This is a genomic window from Nitrospirillum viridazoti CBAmc (assembly GCF_000730165.1).
Lineage (GTDB): Bacteria > Pseudomonadota > Alphaproteobacteria > Azospirillales > Azospirillaceae > Nitrospirillum > Nitrospirillum viridazoti.
This window is the reverse complement of record NZ_CP022111.1, coordinates 631024-648290: the sequence shown is the minus strand read 5'-3', so window position 1 is coordinate 648290 and position 17267 is coordinate 631024. Positions and strand designations below refer to the sequence as shown.

Genomic DNA, 17267 nt, shown 5'->3' with positions numbered 1-17267 from the left:
GATGACCCTTGCGACCCAGTGGACGGCCCCTGATATCGGCGCATGGGCGCCGCAGCGATCCTGGAGCCTGGACGCGCCCGGACCGGGCATGGCCCGCACCGACTGGGTCCTGCTGGTGGTGTTCCTGTTGGGCATCTATACCGGCTTTTCCATCCAGATCACGCCCAACGTGCCCTTCCCCGCTGCCATCGCCGGCATGGCGGGCGTCGTCCTGCTGTGGCGCCGGCGGCATCGCATCTCTCCCACCGGACTGGCGGCCTTCCTGGGCGTGACCTTACTGCTGCTGGCCTCCATCCTCTACGCGCCGGGCCTGGATTTGCTGTCCAAGCGCACCACGGGCCTGCTGCAGATGATGTATTCGCTGGTCATCTCCTACGCCCTGTTCCTGACGGTGGTGGAGGCAGGGGCGGCGGCGTTCTCGCGCCTGATGCTGGTGTTCATCATCACCATCGTCATCGGCACCCTGCTGGAAAGCTATGCCGGCCTGAACCGCATCAGCGATGCCGTCCGCCTGGCGATCTATCACCAGGGCATCTACGAATCCGACATCCGGGACGAAATGCTGTACGGCCGCGTGCGGCCCAAGCTGTTCACGACAGAGCCATCGGCCGTCACCTTCGCCTACACCCTGTTCGCCTTCTCCTGGCTGCTGACCAGCGACTGGAAGTACAAGCGCCTGGGCTATCTGGCCATGACGGCCGCCGCCATGGTGGCCATGCCCGGACCCACGCTGCTGCTGCTGGTGCTGCTGCTGGCGCTGCACGAGTTGGGCCCCAGCGATGACGCCAGCCAGTCCACCACCACCCGCATCCTCAAGCTGGCGGCGGTGGGCATCCTGGCCATAACCGCCTTCGCCATCGTGGGCAGCACGGTCTACGCCAACCGCCTGCACGAGATCGCCTCTGGCAACGACGAGAGCTTCTTCTACCGCGTCATCGGCCCCTTCCTGGTGGCGGTGGACGTGGTGAAGCACCACCCCATCCTGGGCGTTGGCCTGACGGGCGAGCAGCTGGTCAGCGACAACATCGCCGACGTCTTCCTGCGTTCCGGCGCCTTCAGCCCGCTGTGGAACATCCCCGAACCCAACGAGGTGCTGATCAACTACTTCTTCCTGCACTGGGTCTATCTGGGCCTGTGCGGCGGCATCGTCATGATCCTGGCCATCAGCGGCTGGCTGCGCGCCCTGGGCGTGCGCGCCGTGCTGATGTGCTGGCTTTCCTGGGCGGTGCTGGGCCAGGCGTCCGGCGCCTATGTCAGCCCCAAGACCTGGACCGTGCTGTTCCTGATCGGTGCCTGCAGCGTGCTGCACGCCCGGGCCAAGCGCGCGGCGGAGGCTCCCGTCCCCGCCCCGCTGGAGCCGCCCGTGATCCTGCCGGCTGCGGCCCTGCCGCCCGCCCCGCCCACCATCCCGCCCCTGGCGGCCCTGCACTAATCCAACCCGAAAGAGGGAGCCCCCCCATGGACCTCTGGCCCGACGCCCCCTCCCCCGCCACCGATCCAGACTTTCCGGGGGTCGCGACCACCGCCGTGGCGCCAACCGCCGTGGCGGAAGCATCCCTATCACCGTTCGAAATCGCCAGCGGCATCATCGACCTGCCGCCCAGCCCATCGGACCTGCTGGCCGCGGCCGCCATGATGCGGGCGGCCTACGCCCTGTCCGCCACGATAGCTGATAAGGTCCCCCGGGCGCCGAAGGTGTCCGCTTAGGCCGGCTGGCAAAGGGCCGGACAGGAGGTTCTTCACACAGGGGCAAATGTCATGGGATAACTATCTCTGTACAGTGTGTGCATACAATTAATCTTCAATTATTTTAGTTTCTAATGAACAATAATTCATATGGCTTTTCAACAGAAGCCATCTACCCGCAATTTTCACGACGATACCTCCACCGCCACTTAAATTCTTCGTAAAATCTACCAGCGCGACATCTTCTATCGGCTCATCTTTAAATTCCGCACGGAGGATTTTCTTTTCTTCGCATGATGGATCCTGCTTCCGATCATCAGATACGTTACATTCCGGAAGTTCGCTCAAATTGCGCAGTATGAGATTGTTATTCGCAATGGAATTTCTAGTCTTTTCGTCAATATCGTGCCCATTGATTGAGACATAAAAGTCTCCCGTCTCTTCTTTTAAGTATTCACGCACCAACACAGCAGCGGCCGCATCTGCATCATCCACAAAAACCCCGATTGATGGAGTGTATATCTTATATATTATTAATATAACCGCCAGAAACGACGCCGCGCCAATCAAATTGGCCGCCATCTTAATCGAAATTATTGTCAAGTTTTTCACAATCACTTCTCCGGCATGTTAGCAATTGCGAAAGCGTCGGCGCAGCATTCTTCATCACCCGCACAGGTTCCACCGTGCTGCTGATGAAATAACTCGTGCCGAAGCACATACTGCATAGTCCGTCTAGCATCAGTCTTTCCCAGCCCTGGTATTACGGCGCCAGCGGCTGCAGACATATAAATCTTCGACGTATTGGTTCGCGGGTCGGTTAGCCCACCGGCGACGAATCCACCCGTCAATCCGTTGGCTTGCGAAAGGGCCGCCCGCATTGATCCTGATAGCAACGGATCATTCATTTTCCTCGTAGTCGCCGCGAACCACGGAACAAAGGAAAACCTATCAAAATCTTGTTTTGAAATAAGGCCAGCCCTCAACATATTCCCCAATTCTTCATCGAACATCTTCTTGGCGTCAGCCTGACTAAGTATCCTATTTTCATATATAGGATATTGCCCGCATACTTTTCGCGTATTTTGCGAGTTCTTGTCTTCGGGTAGGATGGAAGACTTATTCGGCGCACCCCCGGCCCCCATCTGCTTAACCTTGACGGGTTCCGGCGATGCCCCGCCCTCATCCGTCCAGCGCCCATGATCGTCCCGCGCCTGGTCAGGGCTGTACTTCGCCAGGTTGTCGTTGGCCCGCGCCAGGCGGACGGCGGCGTCCCAGTCCAGCTCGGGCAGGCGCAAATGCACGGCGCGGATCATGGCCTGGGCCAGGTCGCCCCGGTTCAGCGCGTCGGCGATCTTGGTAAGACCGGGCAGAATGGCTGCGTTCGGCTCAGCGCCGGCGTAGGCGCGCGTCAGCAGCACCGCCACCTCCGCCGCCGGGCGGGCCTGGAAGCCGCCGGCGCCCTTGGCCAGCAGGGGGACGCCGGCCAGGGCCAAGCCCTCGGCCGTGCAACTGACACCCAGGCCACCGGGGCCGTTGTTCAGGCGGTATCGACGCTGCCAGCCGTCCATAATCGCTCTCCCTGTTGTTGGAAGAGCAACATATGTTCTTTCTTTGTTCTAGTCAAGCTGTGCGGGAAGCCCTACTCCTGCGCCAGCTCGGCCGCGATGTTGGCCAGGGTGCCGGGGGATTCCTGGCGGGGCAGGAACAGGAAGTTGTTCACATAGTCGGCGAACTGGCTGCGGGCCAGGCCGGGGCGGTAGTCCTGAATGTCTTCCGGCCGCTGCATGGTGGCCACGTCGAAGTCGTCCAGGGTACGCAGCTTGTTGTGATAGAGGAAATAGCCCTGGTAATCGATGGCATCGAAGAAGCGGGCAATGCGGTCGATGGAACCGCGGGCGTGCCGCTCCTCGATCTCCACCAGAATGCGGGGACGGGAACGGGCGATGGTTTCCCGGCTGCCTTCCAGCACCGCCTCCTCATGCCCCTCTACGTCGATCTTGATGAAGGCGACGTCGCCGGAATAGACGGCGTCGAGGGGGGAGGAGGTCACCTTCAGCTCGCGTTGCGCCGGCTGGTCGGCCAGCGCTGTGGGCGACAGGGTGGACAAGCCGGTTTCCGGCTGTCCCGCCACCACGGGGATATGCAGCTGCGCCATGCCCGAGGTTTGCGACAGGGCCGTGGGGTAAACCACCACGTCGTCACCGAACTTGGCCGCCAGACGCTCCGCCAGCCAGGGCACCGGCTCGAAGGCGTACACGCGCCGGGCATGGGGCCGCATGAAGTGGATGTAGCAGCCTTCGTTGGCGCCCACGTCGATGGCGTCGCGCCCGGGCTCGCAAAGATGGCGTACCAGGCGGATTTCGGCTTCACCGAAATGCTCGAAATACTTGTGTTCAAGCCACAGCATCATCGGCGTGGGACAGACGGTGCGAACCAGTTGCTTCGCGCCGCGCCTCAGCGCACCGGGGATCATTCAGCCACCTCCTCGGCGAAGGTCGTCGTTACCGGCTGCGGCGGGTGCCGGGTGAACAGGGACCGGACCACGCTGGTCATGGCCTCCCGGCTTGGCCGCATCAGCAGGAAGGCGACCCCGGCGGTGAGCATGCCCACCACCGCGGCCACCGCCAGGGCCACCAAGGGCGCCGCCAGCAGGCTCTCAGGCATCACGCCGTTCCTCAAGATCCAGACGACGCCGGCCACGGCCAGCGATGCCACCACCGAGGGCGTGATACGCAGGTATAGATCGCGCTGGGTCACCGGCCCCTGCCCCGCCGCCAGGTAGAAGCAAACCGGCAAACGTATGACCAGGCCGATGGCGGCATAGGCCCCCGCCACACCCACGGCGCCATAGGGGATGCCGGCGACGAAGGAGGCGATGGCCAGGGCCACGTCGATGGCGGTGGAGCGCAGCAGGTCGCGCGACCGTCCCTGGGGCAGGTAGATCAGGCCGGCCGTCATCAGCGTCGGCTGCACCGCGGCCACCAGGGCGAAACAGGTGATGAGGGGGGACATCGCCTCCCACTTCGGGCCGAACAGCAGGTTGGTCACCCAGTCGGAGGCCACGGCGGCACCGGCGGCGGCCGGCATGGTGACCATGGCCACCCGCTCTATCAGGACACCGAACGCCCGGCGGAAGCGCTGCGGCTCATCCACCAGGCGGCTGAGGGCCGGCATGGCCACGGAATAGAGCGGCGCGTTGATGCTGTTGATGGGCACCAGCACCAGACGCGCGGCGCGTTCGTATAGCCCCAGGGTCGCGGCGCCGAACAATCGCCCCACCAGGATCTGATCGATGCTGCGGGCCAGGGTGGCCAGGATACCGCATCCCGAGACCGACAGGCCGAAGCCCAGCAGCTCCGGTATGCCCGGCGTCCGCCGGGGCAGCGATGGTCGCCATCGGCACAACAACCAGCAGCCGGTCATGACCAGCAGCGGGGCGGCCAGGCGTTGCGCCACCAGGGCCCAGTGGCCCCAGCCCTGAAAGGCCAGGACCACGGCGACGACGAAGGCCATCAGCTCACTGCCCGTTTCGGCGATGGCGATGGCGGAGAAACGCATCTGCCGGCGCAGCAGGGCCCAATGCTGGACTGTGGCGCCGCTCATGACGAAGCCCAGGGCCAGCCAGCGGGTGACCGCTTCCAGGTCGGGTTGCCCGTAGAAGCGGGCGATGGCGGGCGCGCCCAGGGCCAGGCAGGCGGCGATGAGGCAGCCGGCGCCGGTGTTGATCCAGAACAGGGCGCTGACCTGTTCGTGGGTGATGTCCGTCTTCTGCATGGTGGCAGCGGACAGGCCCAGTTCCTTCACGATCTCGAACAGGGCGGTCATGGCGCCGACCATGGCGATGAGGCCGAATTCCTCCGGCGCCAGCACGCGCGCCAGCACGATGACGGATCCGAACTGGGCCACCAGCTTCACCACCTGGGCCCCCAGCATGACCGTGCCCCCGCGGGTCGCCCGGCGGCCGATGTCACCGATCAGGTGGGCGGTATTCAGATCGCCGTTCCGATCACGCATTAACACCTCTCACCGGCGGCCCTGAAGTACAGACCGCCGTTGTTGGGGTGGAACCAATGCCCGGCCCGGCGAGGGCAATCGCCGAACCGGGCATTGGCGGCGACGCCCCGGGCAGCGGGGAGAGCCGGCACCCGGGGAGCATCGCTGTCAGGCATGGACCACCGGCGCGCCCCGAACCGAGCCGATATTTTCCACATACCAGCGGTAGGTCTGGGCAAGGCCGTCGTCGATCGACGTCGGCGCCCGCCAGCCCAGGGCCTCCAGACGGCCATTGTCCATGATCTTGCGCGGCGTGCCGTCGGGCTTGCTGCGGTCGTGGACGATCTGGCCCTGGAAACCCACCACCCGGCAGATCCGTTCCGCCAGCTCGGCGATGGACACCTCCTGGCTGCTGCCCAGGTTCAGCGGCTCCTCCTCGGAATAGTGCTTCATGACGAAGACCATGCCGTCGGCGGCGTCATCGACGAACAGCAGTTCGCGCAAGGGCGTGCCGCTGCCCCAGATTTCCAAGGTCTTGGCGCCTTCCTGCTTGGCCTTGTGCGCCTTGACCATCAAGGCCGGCACCACATGGCTGCCCATCAGGTCGAAGTTGTCGCCGGGACCGTACAGGTTGGTCGGCATGACCGAGGTGAAGTCGCAGCCGTACTGGCGGCGGTAGGCCTGGCACAGCTTGATGCCCGCGATCTTGGCGATGGCGTACCACTGGTTGGTCGGCTCCAGCGGGCCGGTCAGCAGCGCCTCTTCCGGGATGGGCTGGGGCGCCATCCGCGGATAGATGCAGGAGGAACCGAGGAACAACAGCTTCTCCACACCCGAGCGGTGGGCGCTGTCGATGATGTTCGCCTCGATCATCAGGTTGTCGTAGATGAACTCCGCTGGCCGGGTGTCGTTGGCATGGATGCCACCGACATGGGCCGCCGCCAGGAAAACGGCGTCCGGACGCAGGTCCTTCATCCACTTGTCCACCTGGCCGCTGTTGCGCAGGTCACAGTGGTGGCGGCCGACAGTCAGGACATCACATCCCTCCCGCTCCAGCCGCCGCACCAGGGCGGAGCCCACCAGGCCGCGGTGACCCGCGACCCAGACGCGTTTACTGCGCAGCTCGTAAGGGGGCTTGTGCATCGTGTTGTCCTTCCCACTGCTTGACGGGGGTGCGATCCAGAAGGGCGCGGTCGGCGTTCACCATCTCGAACACCAGTTCCTCGAAGGCGATCTTGTGCTCCCAGCCCAGGACCGTCTTGGCCTTGGTCGGGTCGCCCAGCAGGAAGTCCACCTCGGCCGGGCGGTAGTAGGCCGGGTCGACCGCGACCAGCACCTTGCCGGTACGGCGGCAGTAGCCCCGCTCGTTGACGCCTTCGCCGCGCCACACCAGCGGACGGCCGATGCAGTGGAAGGCCAATTCCACGAACTCGCGCACCGAATGGGCCTCACCGGTGGCCAGCACGTAGTCGTCGGGCTTGTCCTGCTGCGTCATCAGCCACATGCCCTCGACATAGTCGCGGGCGTGACCCCAGTCGCGGCGGGCTTCCAGGTTGCCCAGGTACAGGCAGCTCTGCAGGCCGCGCTCGATGGCGGCCACGGCGCGGCTGATCTTGCGGGTGACGAAGGTCTCGCCACGCTCCGGCGATTCATGGTTGAACAGGATCCCGTTGGAGGCGTGCATGTTGTACGCCTCACGGTAGTTCACCGTGATCCAGTAGCCGTACATCTTGGCCACCGCGTAGGGGCTGCGCGGATGGAAGGGCGTCGTCTCCGACAACGGCTCGCTGCTGATGCCGCCGTAGAGTTCGGAGGTGGACGCCTGGTAGAAGCGGACATCGTCCTGCATCTTCAGCGACCGCACCGCCTCCAGCAGACGCAGGGTGCCGGTGGCGTCCACATTGGCGGTGTATTCCGGCATCTCGAAGCTGACGGCCACGTGGCTCATGGCGGCCAGGTTGTAGATCTCGGTCGGCCGCGTCTCGGCGATCAGGCGGGTCAGCACCATGCTGTCCGTCATGTCGCCGTAGTGCAGAGAGAACTCGAAGCCGCCCTCATGGCGATCGCGGTAGATGTGATCCAGCCGGTCGGTGTTGATGGACGACGAACGGCGCTTGAGGCCGTGGACCACATAACCACGGGCCAGTAGGAACGAGGCCAGGTAAGACCCGTCCTGGCCGGTGATACCGGTGATCAACGCGGTTCTATTCGACATACGCTGCTCCGTTCATCAAAGGGTTGATCGCTGTTTTCAGCAAAATCTTGGGAGTTCTGTTCTTCAGGGTTGTTGTTCGCGGGGGCGCTTCTTTCCCTTGTTCTAGACGCCCCTTGTCCTGGCGGCCGGCCGGCGCGCCCGTGCCCTCATGGGAACAGCACGGCGCGGGCGACACGGTCCCAGGTGTAGGTTTCCAGCACGTGGTTCTGGCCGCGGGCGCCCATAACGGCCAGGCGCTGCGGATCGGACACGGCGTGGATGATGAGATCGGCCAACACCTGGGGGTCGGCGCGCGACGCCAGGAAGCCGTAGCGGCCGTCACCGGTGATCTCGGGCAGGCCGTTGCGGCGCAAGCCCAGCACGGGGGTGCGGGAGATCAGCGCTTCCAGATACACCTGGCCCCAGGGGTCGTTCAGCATGGGCTGCACCAGCAGGGAAGAGCGGCGGTACAGCTCCTGTAGCTCAGCCCATGGCAAGGCGGAGCGGAAGTCGATGGCCGGATGCTCCGGCACCCGGTCACGCACCGAGGGGTCGGCCACAATGGTCAGGGTCAGGTCCGGCCGGCGCAGCACCGCCTGCTGGAAGGCCTCGATGACCAGCTCGCCGCCCTTTTCCCGGAACAGGTGCTTGCAGACGAACAGCAGCTTGGGCTTGGCGTAATCCTTGGGCCCGATGTAGGGCTTGATGTCGCCCATGCCCGAGCCGACCGCCGTCACCCGCGCCGCCGGCACACCGTAATGGCTGATGATGTGGTCGCGCACATAGCGGCCGAAGGTGAAGATGTGGTCGACGCAGTGCAGCGACCGCCGCTCCAGCTCCTCATAGGCTTCCAGCGCGCGGGCGCTGTAGCCGGCGATGTCGGGGCGATGCTCCGCCGCCAGCGCCCAGGTGTGATCGCAATAAAGGTAGTGGTGGATACGGTGCGCCCGGTCGGCCATGGGATCGGCCGTGGCCTGTGCCTCCACCGCCGGCAGGTCGAGGGCGCCGGTGTGGATGATGTGGCGGGTGCCGCGCTCCGCCGCCTTGGCCGCCAGCTGGCGGGCCAGATGGCGCCGGGCCGGGGCAGCGCGGTACAGCTGCTCCGACGTCATGAGCCTGCCGTAGCCGCCCATCACGTGGCGCGCGGCCAAGCCCATCTTGAAGGTCTTGGACAGGTGGGGGTGAAAGCCCTCCACCGTCACGCCCAGCTTTTCCAGGGCCACACCCAGATTGCGGGGGGCACCCGACCATGTACGGGGATGGGCGGGATCGCCGAAGACCGAGGTGATGGCCACGTGGTCAAAACGGCGCTCGCCCGCCTCACCCTCCGTGATGACCGGACGAGCGGGCGCCTCCTCCCCGGAAAACCCACCGAAAACCGGCGGCGGCTGCACGGGGCGTCCGGACGGATGCGATTGGGATTGGGGGGTGTGCACGGCCACGGCCTTGGTCACTCCGGTCGGTTGATCGGCGGCGGAATCGGGGGTGCCTGGAGACCCGTCCGGCGCCGCGGCGTTATGAACAGGTGGTTCAGGCACATGAACCCGCTGATGTCGTGGTTGAAATCAAACAAGCCCGGCGTCAAACCCGCCAGTGACCAACCTGTGACCGGGGGTGCTTTATCTGCCCCATTTCAGTCACAGGGGCTACCCCAACGGAAAAAAGGCATATGCCCTTTAATGATAAGGCGGCCCTGTTTTGTCACAGCACGGAAAATCCGCCCAGGTCCATGATGAATTACTTCGCATTGGCCGCTAATGGGGACGCTCCGTGCCGTCAAGAATTCCCAGTGCAGCATTGATGGACAATAGTCAGGCTGCCACCGCCGCCGTTTCACCCACCGACGCCGCCGCTGCGCCGCAGGGCAGCATGCCCGGCGGCGACGTCCTGGGCGATTGGATGGCCCAGCGCGTCGGCCCCGGCGCCCCTTCGGCAGACAAGGCCGGCGTGGTGTTCTTGACCCAGGACGTCACCGATGTCAGCACCATCAAACGAGTGCGGGAATTCCTGGACAACGGCCTGCCCGTCCTGGTCCTGGGGTTTGAGCGCGAGCGGTACAACAGCGGCTATCGGCCGCCCTGGCCCCATGTGCTGCTGGGGCGGACCGTGGATGGCAAGTACGCCCATCGCCTACAGGCGCTGGCGGGCGCCCTGCGCGTCATCTTCCGCCACCGCCCGCGCCTGACCGACGCCACCATCCTGTACGCCCGCAACATCGACCAGTTGCTGCTGGCCCTGGTCATGAAGCTGTTCATCAGCCGGCGGGCGGAGGTGGCCTACGAGGTGCTGGATATCCAGCCCATGTTCGTGGCCCACGGCCTGCGCTCTTTCCTGCTGCGCCTGGTGGAACGCCTGTGCCTGACCCAGGTGAAGCTGCTGGTGCTGTCCTCCCCCGGCTTCCATCGGCATTATTACGCGCCCACGCAGAAGTTCCGGGGCCCCTGGCTGCTGGTGGAGAACAAGCTGCCTCGTGTCGGCCTGCCGGAACGGCCGAAACCCGCCGCCACGGTGGCGGCCGAAGCCCAGCCCAAAGCCCAGCCCGCTGGGACCAAGCCCCTGATGCCGCCGCACCGTCCCTGGGTCATCGGCTATTTCGGCCTGATCCGGGGGGAGCAGACGGTGGACCTGATGCAACGCCTGGCCCAGCGCCTGCCCGACCGGCTGCAGATCCGTTTTCGCGGTGTGCTGACCACGGTGGATGAGAAGCGCTTTTTCAAGACGCTGGAGTCCTGCCCCAACATCGTTTACGGCGGCCGCTACGACCACCCGGGCGAATTGGCCGACATGTATGCCGGCGTGGATTTCGCCTGGGCGCTGGACCTGGAAAACACCGAGCACAATTCACGCTGGCTGCTGCCCAACCGCTTCTACGAGGCGGGATATTTCGGCGTGCCCTGTCTCAGCGTCCAAGGGTTCGAGGTTGACCGCCTGGTGCGCCGACACGATGTGGGCTGGGGCTTCGAGCAACCGCTGGAAGAGACCATGGTCCGCTTCTTCCAGGACCTGACGGTCGAGGAGTACGAACGCAAGCGGCAGCGCCTGCTGGCCCTGCCCGACGAGACCTTCGTCGCCGGTGAGGAGATCCGGGCCTTGTGCCGTTTTTTCGCCCGGCGGGCCGCGACCCCGATGGAAAAGCCGCCGGTTGAGAAGGGGATGCGACCGCACCCCGCCTCCTGACCCACCGCCCCCCGATTTATCGCGGACCCATCAAAAGCCCCCCGAGTTGTCGGGGAGAAGACTGTGAAGGGAATAGGCTATGAGCGACACCGTTGTGGTGACCGGCGGCGCCGGTTTCATCGGCAGCCACGCCTGCAAGGCGCTGGCCGAGGCGGGGTTCAGCCCCGTCACTTATGACAATCTCAGCCGCGGTCCCCGGGAGGCCGTGCTGTACGGTCCGCTGGAGGTGGGCGACATCGGCGATGTGGACCGGCTGACCGCCGTGCTGCGCGACTATGATCCCTGCGCCGTCATGCATTTCGCGGCCTATGCCCATGTGGGCGAGTCTGTCAGCGACCCGTTGCTGTATTACCGCAACAACGTCTCCGGTTCCGTCGGCCTGCTGGAGGCCATGCGCGATGCCGGCGTCACCAACCTGGTGTTCTCCAGCACCTGCGCCGTCTATGGCGTGCCGCAACGGGTGCCGATCACGGAGGGCCATCCCCAAGCGCCGATCAACCCCTATGGCGCCAGCAAGCAGATGATGGAGCGCATCATCGCCGACTGCGAACCGGCCTGGGGCCTGCGCGCGGTCGTCCTGCGCTATTTCAACGCGGCCGGCGCCGACCCGGACGGCGATTTGGGGGAGAACCACGACCCCGAGCCGCACCTGATCCCCAACGTGCTGGACGCGGCGCTGGGCCGGAAGGACGGGCTGACGGTCAATGGCACCGACTATCCCACGCCGGACGGCACCTGCATCCGCGATTACATCCACGTCAGCGACTTGGCCCAGGCCCACATCCTGGCGCTGAAGCACCTGCTGGATGACGGCCCGTCCATGGCCCTGAACCTGGGCAACGGCAACGGCTATTCCGTGCGCGAGGTCATGGAGGCGGCGGAGCGGGTCACCGGGCTGCCCATCCCCTGGCACGTCGGCCCCCGCCGGCCGGGCGACCCGCCATCCCTGGTCGGCGACGCCACCCAAGCCCGCCGCATCCTGGGCTGGACGCCGGGGCGCAGCGGCTTGGATGTGCAGATCGCCGACGCCTGGCGCCGACGCCTGCACGAACTGCAGGCCCCGCAGGAGGCCGCTGTGGCCGCGGCGCGTAAAACCGCCTGACTCCAGCGGGGGGCAGGCGGAGCCGCTATCGAAGGACGCTCACAAAGTTTCGATGAAGCCGTCGCGCACCGTCACCGGCCAGGGCAGCAACCCCTGACCGGGGCACGGGCCCGCGACGCAGCGCCCAGTATCGATGTCGAACAGGGCGCTGTGCCAGCTGCAGCGGATGACGTCACGACCGGTCAGGTCCTGGGCGAGGTAGTCGTCCAGGGTGAAGGCCAGGGGCACGCCGGCATGAGGGCAGCGGTCGACATAACCGGTGACCGCCTCCCCCCGCCGCACCACGAAGCCGTGGAAGCGGTCGCCCTGGATCTCCAGCACGAAGTTGCGGGCGCTGAGCGGCGCCAGTTCCGCCATCGCGCACAAGCGCACCCCGGCAGGCGTCCGGGTCAGCCACGGGCGGATGCCGCCCGGCGCGGGCGCGACGCTCAACGGACGGCCCGCAGGGCGTCGATGAACTGCGGCACGGTGGCCAGCGTCAGGCCGGCCAGGTTGGCGCGGCCGTTGCCCACCATGTAGACGGCATGATCGCGCCGCAGCAGGCCCACCTGCTCCGGCGACAGGGGCAGCAGCGAGAACATGCCGCGCTGGCGCCCCAACGGGGCCAACCAGGCGTCACCGGCGGCCAAGGCCTGGCGCACCTGGTTGATGCGGGTGCGCATGGCGTCCAGTTCCGTCCGCCACTCGGCGGTCAGGCCGGCGTCATCCAGGATGACGCGCACCAGGGCGCCACCGTGGTCGGGCGGCATGGACCAATTGACGCGGGCCAGCAGCAGGATGTTGGAACGCATCAGCGCGGTGCGCGCGGGCGTGCCGCCCTTGGCGTAGAGGGCGCCCACGCGTTCCCGGTAAAGCCCGAAGTTCTTGTCGCAGGAATAGGCCACCAGGGCGTCCGGCGCGGCGTCCAATACCAGGCGGGCGCCGGCGGCATCCTCTTCCAGCCCGTCGCCCAGGCCCTGGTAGGCGAGATCGATGAGGGGGATCAGGCCGCGCTCGGCCACCACCTCGGCCACCGCCCGCCACTGGGCCTGGTCCAGGTCGGCACCGACGGGGTTGTGGCAGCAGCCATGCAGCAGCACCACGTCGCCGGCGTCAGCACCCTTCAGGGCCGACATCATCTCATCGAACAGGATGGTCTGCGTCGCCTGGTCGTAATAGCGATACGTGGCCACGGTCAGGCCGGCGGAGGTCATGATGGGCGCATGATTAGGCCAGGTGGGGGTGCCCAGCCAGACCTTGGCCCCAGGCCGCTTGGCATTCTTCTGGGCGGCGTTCACCAGTTCCGCCGCCAGGCGCAGGGCGCCGGTACCGCCGGGCGTCTGCACCCCCACCATCGTGTCGGCTGGCATGGTCTTGCCGAAGACGATGGGCTGCAGCAGCTCGGTATAGCGGATATCACCCTCGGGCCCCAGGTAGCTCTTGCTGCCCTGCGTCTCCAGCAACCGGCCCTCGGCCGCCTTGACGGCGCGCATCACCGGCGTGGCGCCCGTGTCGTCGCGATAGACGCCCACGCCTAGGTCCAGCTTCTTGGGCCGCGGATCGTCGCGGTACAGGGCAATCAGGGACAACAGGACATCGGCGGGCTGCGGCGTCAGCGCGTCGAAAGGCGTCGGGGCAGACATCGTGGAGACTCCCTTATGGGCGGGGCTGGATCCGCCCCCAGCGGCGGCACCCCTATCGTTGCTGAATGATTTTATGCGAAACCTGTGACAATGTCTTTTCATTGACGCGCCATGACAAGCCAATATGGGAAGCGCATTTCGCCGGATTGGAAAAAATGAAAGAGATTGATCAGTTCGATGAAATCGACCACCGCATCCTGCGCGCGCTGCAACGCGATGCCAGCCTGAGCCATGCCGCCCTGGCGGAGGAGGTGGGCGCCTCTCCGGCCTCGTGCTGGCGGCGCATCAAGGCGCTGGAGGGGGCCGGCATCCTGGGCGCCGCCGTGCGTCTGGTGGACGCCGCCAAGGTGGGCCGGGGCGTCAGCGTCATGTGCCAGCTGCGCATGAAAAGCCACGCCACCAAGGACAGGCAGGAATTCGAGGCCTTCATCCAGACGCGCGGCGAGATCATGGACTGCCACAGCATGTCGGGCGAATGGGACTATCTGATGCGGGTGGTGGTGGCCGACGTCGCCAGCTACGAACGCTTCCTGATGCGCGAGCTGCTAGCCCACCCGGCCGTGGCCGCCGCCGCCTCGCACTTCGCGCTCAGCCAGGTGAAATACACCACCGCCCTGCCGATCTGATCTTTTCCATTTCCGGTGACTCCTTTCACCGATGGTATTTGGGCCGCGAAACCTTTTCAGGCCTGCCGGGTTCCGCCAGCGCGATTGAAAGGTTTTCACGGAAGCCGGCGGATAACCTGGATCGGATCCTGGAACCGGCGGCGTTTATCCATTTGACAAGCGGCGGACATCGCCCCTTATATCGTTTCAAATGAAACGATCTGGTGGAGGCAGCGGCCATGACCCAGGACAGCATCCGAGACAACGCGCCCTTTGACATGATGAGCGGCTTCGGTAACAGCTTTGCGACCGAGGCGGTGCCTGGCGCCCTGCCCGTGGGCCGCAACTCGCCGCAGAAGGTGCCCTTCGGCCTGTATGCCGAGCAGTTGTCGGGCAGCGCCTTCACCGCCCCCCGCAATGAGAACCGCCGGTCCTGGCTGTACCGCCTGCGCCCCACCGCCAGCCATGCGCCCTTCACGGCATATGGGCGGGCCAGCCTGCTGCGGTCCGGCCCGTTCGATGAGGTGCCACCCACGCCCAACCGCCTGCGCTGGGATCCCCTGCCCCTGCCCGACGCGCCGACCGACTTCGTCGACGGGCTGGTGAGCTATGGCGGCAACGGCGACGTGGGTACCAACAACGGCATCGCCATCCACCTCTACGCCGCCAACCAGCCCATGGCGGCAAGGGTGTTTTACAACGCGGATGGCGAACTGCTGCTGGTGCCGCAGCTGGGCCGCCTGCGCCTGGAAACGGAGCTGGGCCGGCTGGAGGTGGCGCCGGGCGAAATCGCCGTGGTGCCGCGCGGCGTGCGTTTCCGCGTCCTGCTGCCGGATGGCACCGCCCGGGGCTATGTCTGCGAGAATTACGGCGCGCCGTTCAAGCTGCCCGACCTGGGCCCCATCGGGGCCAACGGCCTGGCCAACCCGCGCGATTTCCTGACCCCCGTCGCCCGGTTCGAGGACGTGGATGAGGCGACCGAAGTGGTGCAGAAGTTCCAGGGCCGCCTGTGGGCCACCACCCTGGACCACAGCCCGCTGGACGTGGTGGCCTGGCACGGCAACCTGGCGCCCTACAAGTACGACCTGGCGCGGTTCAACACCATCAACACCGTGTCCTACGACCATCCGGATCCGTCGATCTTCACGGTGCTGACGGCGCCATCGGAAATCGCCGGCACGGCCAATTGCGACTTCGTCATCTTCCCGCCGCGCTGGATGGTGGCGGAGGACACCTTCCGGCCGCCGTGGTTCCATCGCAACGTCATGAATGAGTTCATGGGCCTGATCCATGGCCAGTATGACGCCAAGGCCGGCGGCTTCGCCCCCGGCGGCGCCTCGCTGCACAATTGCATGAGCGGCCACGGCCCCGACCGCACCAGTTACGAGCGCGCGGTGGCGGCGGACCTGAAGCCGCATAAGATCGAGAACACCATGGCCTTCATGTTCGAAAGCCGCTGGGTCATTCGACCCACCCGTTTCGCCACCGAGACCCCGCTGATGCAGTTGGACTATGATGACTGCTGGGCGGGCTTCACCAAGGCCGAGCTGCCGCGATGAACATTCCCTTGATCGATGAAACGCACAACCCGGCCCTGACCAGCTGGGTCAGCAGCGCCAACGGCCACGCCGACTTCCCCATCCAGAACCTGCCCCTGGGCGTGTTCAGCACCCGGAACGAGGCGCCGCGTGGCGGTGTCGCCATCGGTGACTGGGTGCTGGATTTGGCCAAGGCCGGCCGGTCCGGCCTGCTGACGGGCGACGCGCTGGACGCGGCCATCGCCGCCAGCGGGCGCACGCTGAACCCGCTGCTGGCCCTGGGGGCAGGCCCGCGCCGGGCCCTGCGCCGCCGACTGTCGCAACTGCTGGCCAACGGCAGCGATGATCAGGGCATCGTGGAAGGTTTGCTTTACCACGCGGCGGACTGCACCCTGCACCTGCCCACAACCATCGGCGGCTATACCGACTTCTACGCCGGCATCCACCATGCCCTGAACGTCGGCCGGCAGTTCCGCCCGGACAACCCGCTGCTGCCCAACTACAAGCATGTGCCCATCGGCTACCACGGCCGCGCCTCGTCCGTGCGCGTGACCGGGGCGGAGGTGCGCCGGCCCAATGGGCAGCGCAAGGCCCCGGATGCGGAGGTGCCGACCTTCGGCCCCAGCCAGCGCCTGGACCTGGAACTGGAGCTGGGCATCTGGATCGGCCCGGGCAATGAGCTGGGCACGCCCATCGCCATCGGCGAGGCCGACAGCCACATCGCCGGCCTGTGCCTGCTGAACGACTGGTCAGCCCGCGACCTGCAGGCCTGGGAATACCAGCCGCTGGGCCCCTTCCTGGCCAAGAACTTCCTGACCACCGTGTCGCCCTGGATCATCACGGCGGAGGCGCTGGCCCCCTTCCGCACCCGGCAGCCGGCCCGGGCCGCCGATGATCCCAAGCCGCTGCCCTATCTGTGGGATGAAACGGACCAGGAGCGCGGCGCCTATGGCATCGAGCTGTCGGTGCTGATCCGCACGCCCAGGATGCGTGAGGACAAGCAGGCCCCGCACCGCCTGGGCACCGGCCCCGCCACCAACCTTTATTGGACGGCGGCACAGCTGGTGGCGCACCACACCTGCAATGGCTGCGACCTGAACCCCGGCGACCTGCTGGGCACCGGCACCATCTCCACCCCCGACGACAGCGGCGTGGGCAGCCTGCTGGAGTTGACGCGGGGCGGCAAGGCGCCCATCACCCTGCCCAACGGCGAGACGCGCACCTTCCTGGCCGACGGCGATGAGCTGATCCTGGCCGGCCGCGCCGTGGCTGACGGCTATGTCTCCATCGGCTTCGGCAACTGCCGGGGCCAGGTAACGCCCGCGCTGAACGTCTGAGAAATGAAGA

The 17267-nt window shown here is 66.1% G+C and carries 16 protein-coding genes; 7 read left to right on the top strand and 9 right to left on the bottom strand.

All coding sequences use genetic code 11. The features are described from left to right. The first annotated feature begins 1 nt into the window (after window position 1). Window positions 2-1432 carry a hypothetical protein gene (locus Y958_RS16265; protein WP_145727574.1) on the top strand — a complete coding sequence of 477 codons (1431 nt, stop codon included), beginning with the start codon at window positions 2-4 and terminating at the stop codon, window positions 1430-1432. A gap of 26 nt (window positions 1433-1458) precedes the next feature. Continuing rightward, entirely contained in the window at window positions 1459-1707 is a 249-nt protein-coding gene (locus Y958_RS16260; RefSeq protein WP_088873070.1) for a hypothetical protein, read from the top strand. Between the two features lie 87 nt (window positions 1708-1794). Here Y958_RS16260 and Y958_RS31465 read toward each other — a convergent pair whose 3' ends face one another. The 7 genes from Y958_RS31465 to Y958_RS16230 all read right to left on the bottom strand — a co-directional run bounded on the left by Y958_RS31465 (window position 1795) and on the right by Y958_RS16230 (window position 9270). Then, on the bottom strand, window positions 1795-2298 hold the full coding sequence (locus Y958_RS31465) for a hypothetical protein (RefSeq protein ID WP_145727575.1): 504 nt from the start codon (window positions 2296-2298) through the stop codon (window positions 1795-1797). A 2-nt stretch (window positions 2299-2300) separates the two neighbouring features. Next, window positions 2301-3257: a hypothetical protein gene (locus Y958_RS16255; protein ID WP_088873069.1), complete on the bottom strand. Its 957-nt coding sequence runs from the start codon at window positions 3255-3257 to the stop codon at window positions 2301-2303. Window positions 3258-3328: 71 nt separating this feature from the next. Next, window positions 3329-4162 carry an FkbM family methyltransferase gene (locus Y958_RS16250; RefSeq protein ID WP_088873068.1) on the bottom strand — a complete coding sequence of 278 codons (834 nt, stop codon included), beginning with the start codon at window positions 4160-4162 and terminating at the stop codon, window positions 3329-3331. Further along, window positions 4159-5703 carry a lipopolysaccharide biosynthesis protein gene (locus Y958_RS16245; protein ID WP_088873067.1) on the bottom strand — a complete coding sequence of 515 codons (1545 nt, stop codon included), beginning with the start codon at window positions 5701-5703 and terminating at the stop codon, window positions 4159-4161. Before Y958_RS16245 ends, Y958_RS16250 begins: the two co-directional genes overlap by 4 nt. Before the next feature lie 147 nt (window positions 5704-5850). Further along, window positions 5851-6825, bottom strand: coding sequence for a GDP-L-fucose synthase (fcl, locus tag Y958_RS16240; protein ID WP_088873066.1), 975 nt, complete (start codon window positions 6823-6825; stop codon window positions 5851-5853). Continuing rightward, the gene (gene gmd, locus Y958_RS16235) at window positions 6794-7897 is read right to left on the bottom strand and encodes a GDP-mannose 4,6-dehydratase (RefSeq protein ID WP_088873065.1); all 1104 of its coding nucleotides are present in this window, start codon (window positions 7895-7897) and stop codon (window positions 6794-6796) included. The genes fcl and gmd overlap by 32 nt, the downstream gene beginning before the upstream one ends. 146 nt (window positions 7898-8043) lie before the next feature. Next, window positions 8044-9270 carry a glycosyltransferase family 4 protein gene (locus Y958_RS16230; RefSeq protein WP_186291436.1) on the bottom strand — a complete coding sequence of 409 codons (1227 nt, stop codon included), beginning with the start codon at window positions 9268-9270 and terminating at the stop codon, window positions 8044-8046. Between the two features lie 406 nt (window positions 9271-9676). On the opposite strand from Y958_RS16230, the gene Y958_RS16225 reads away from it, so the two are divergent. Further along, window positions 9677-11053 (top strand): glycosyltransferase family protein, encoded by a 1377-nt coding sequence (locus tag Y958_RS16225; RefSeq protein ID WP_088873063.1) that lies wholly within the window; start codon window positions 9677-9679, stop codon window positions 11051-11053. A gap of 79 nt (window positions 11054-11132) precedes the next feature. Further along, on the top strand, window positions 11133-12155 hold the full coding sequence (galE, locus tag Y958_RS16220; RefSeq protein WP_088873062.1) for a UDP-glucose 4-epimerase GalE: 1023 nt from the start codon (window positions 11133-11135) through the stop codon (window positions 12153-12155). Window positions 12156-12194: 39 nt separating this feature from the next. Here the strand turns inward: galE and Y958_RS16215 are convergent, their stop codons facing one another. Further along, entirely contained in the window at window positions 12195-12587 is a 393-nt protein-coding gene (locus Y958_RS16215; protein ID WP_244909549.1) for a Rieske (2Fe-2S) protein, read from the bottom strand. After that, complete coding sequence (locus Y958_RS16210) at window positions 12584-13777, bottom strand: amino acid aminotransferase (RefSeq protein WP_088873060.1); 1194 nt, start codon at window positions 13775-13777, stop codon at window positions 12584-12586. The genes Y958_RS16215 and Y958_RS16210 overlap by 4 nt, the downstream gene beginning before the upstream one ends. A gap of 155 nt (window positions 13778-13932) precedes the next feature. Here Y958_RS16210 and Y958_RS16205 point away from each other — a divergent pair, with 155 nt between their 5' ends. From Y958_RS16205 to fahA, 3 genes are all read left to right on the top strand, one after another. Then, on the top strand, window positions 13933-14403 hold the full coding sequence (locus Y958_RS16205) for an Lrp/AsnC family transcriptional regulator (RefSeq protein WP_088873059.1): 471 nt from the start codon (window positions 13933-13935) through the stop codon (window positions 14401-14403). Window positions 14404-14621: 218 nt separating this feature from the next. Next, on the top strand, window positions 14622-15941 hold the full coding sequence (gene hmgA, locus Y958_RS16200; RefSeq protein ID WP_244909548.1) for a homogentisate 1,2-dioxygenase: 1320 nt from the start codon (window positions 14622-14624) through the stop codon (window positions 15939-15941). A gap of 8 nt (window positions 15942-15949) precedes the next feature. Further along, the gene (gene fahA, locus Y958_RS16195) at window positions 15950-17257 is read left to right on the top strand and encodes a fumarylacetoacetase (protein ID WP_244909547.1); all 1308 of its coding nucleotides are present in this window, start codon (window positions 15950-15952) and stop codon (window positions 17255-17257) included. Window positions 17258-17267: the final 10 nt, after the last annotated feature.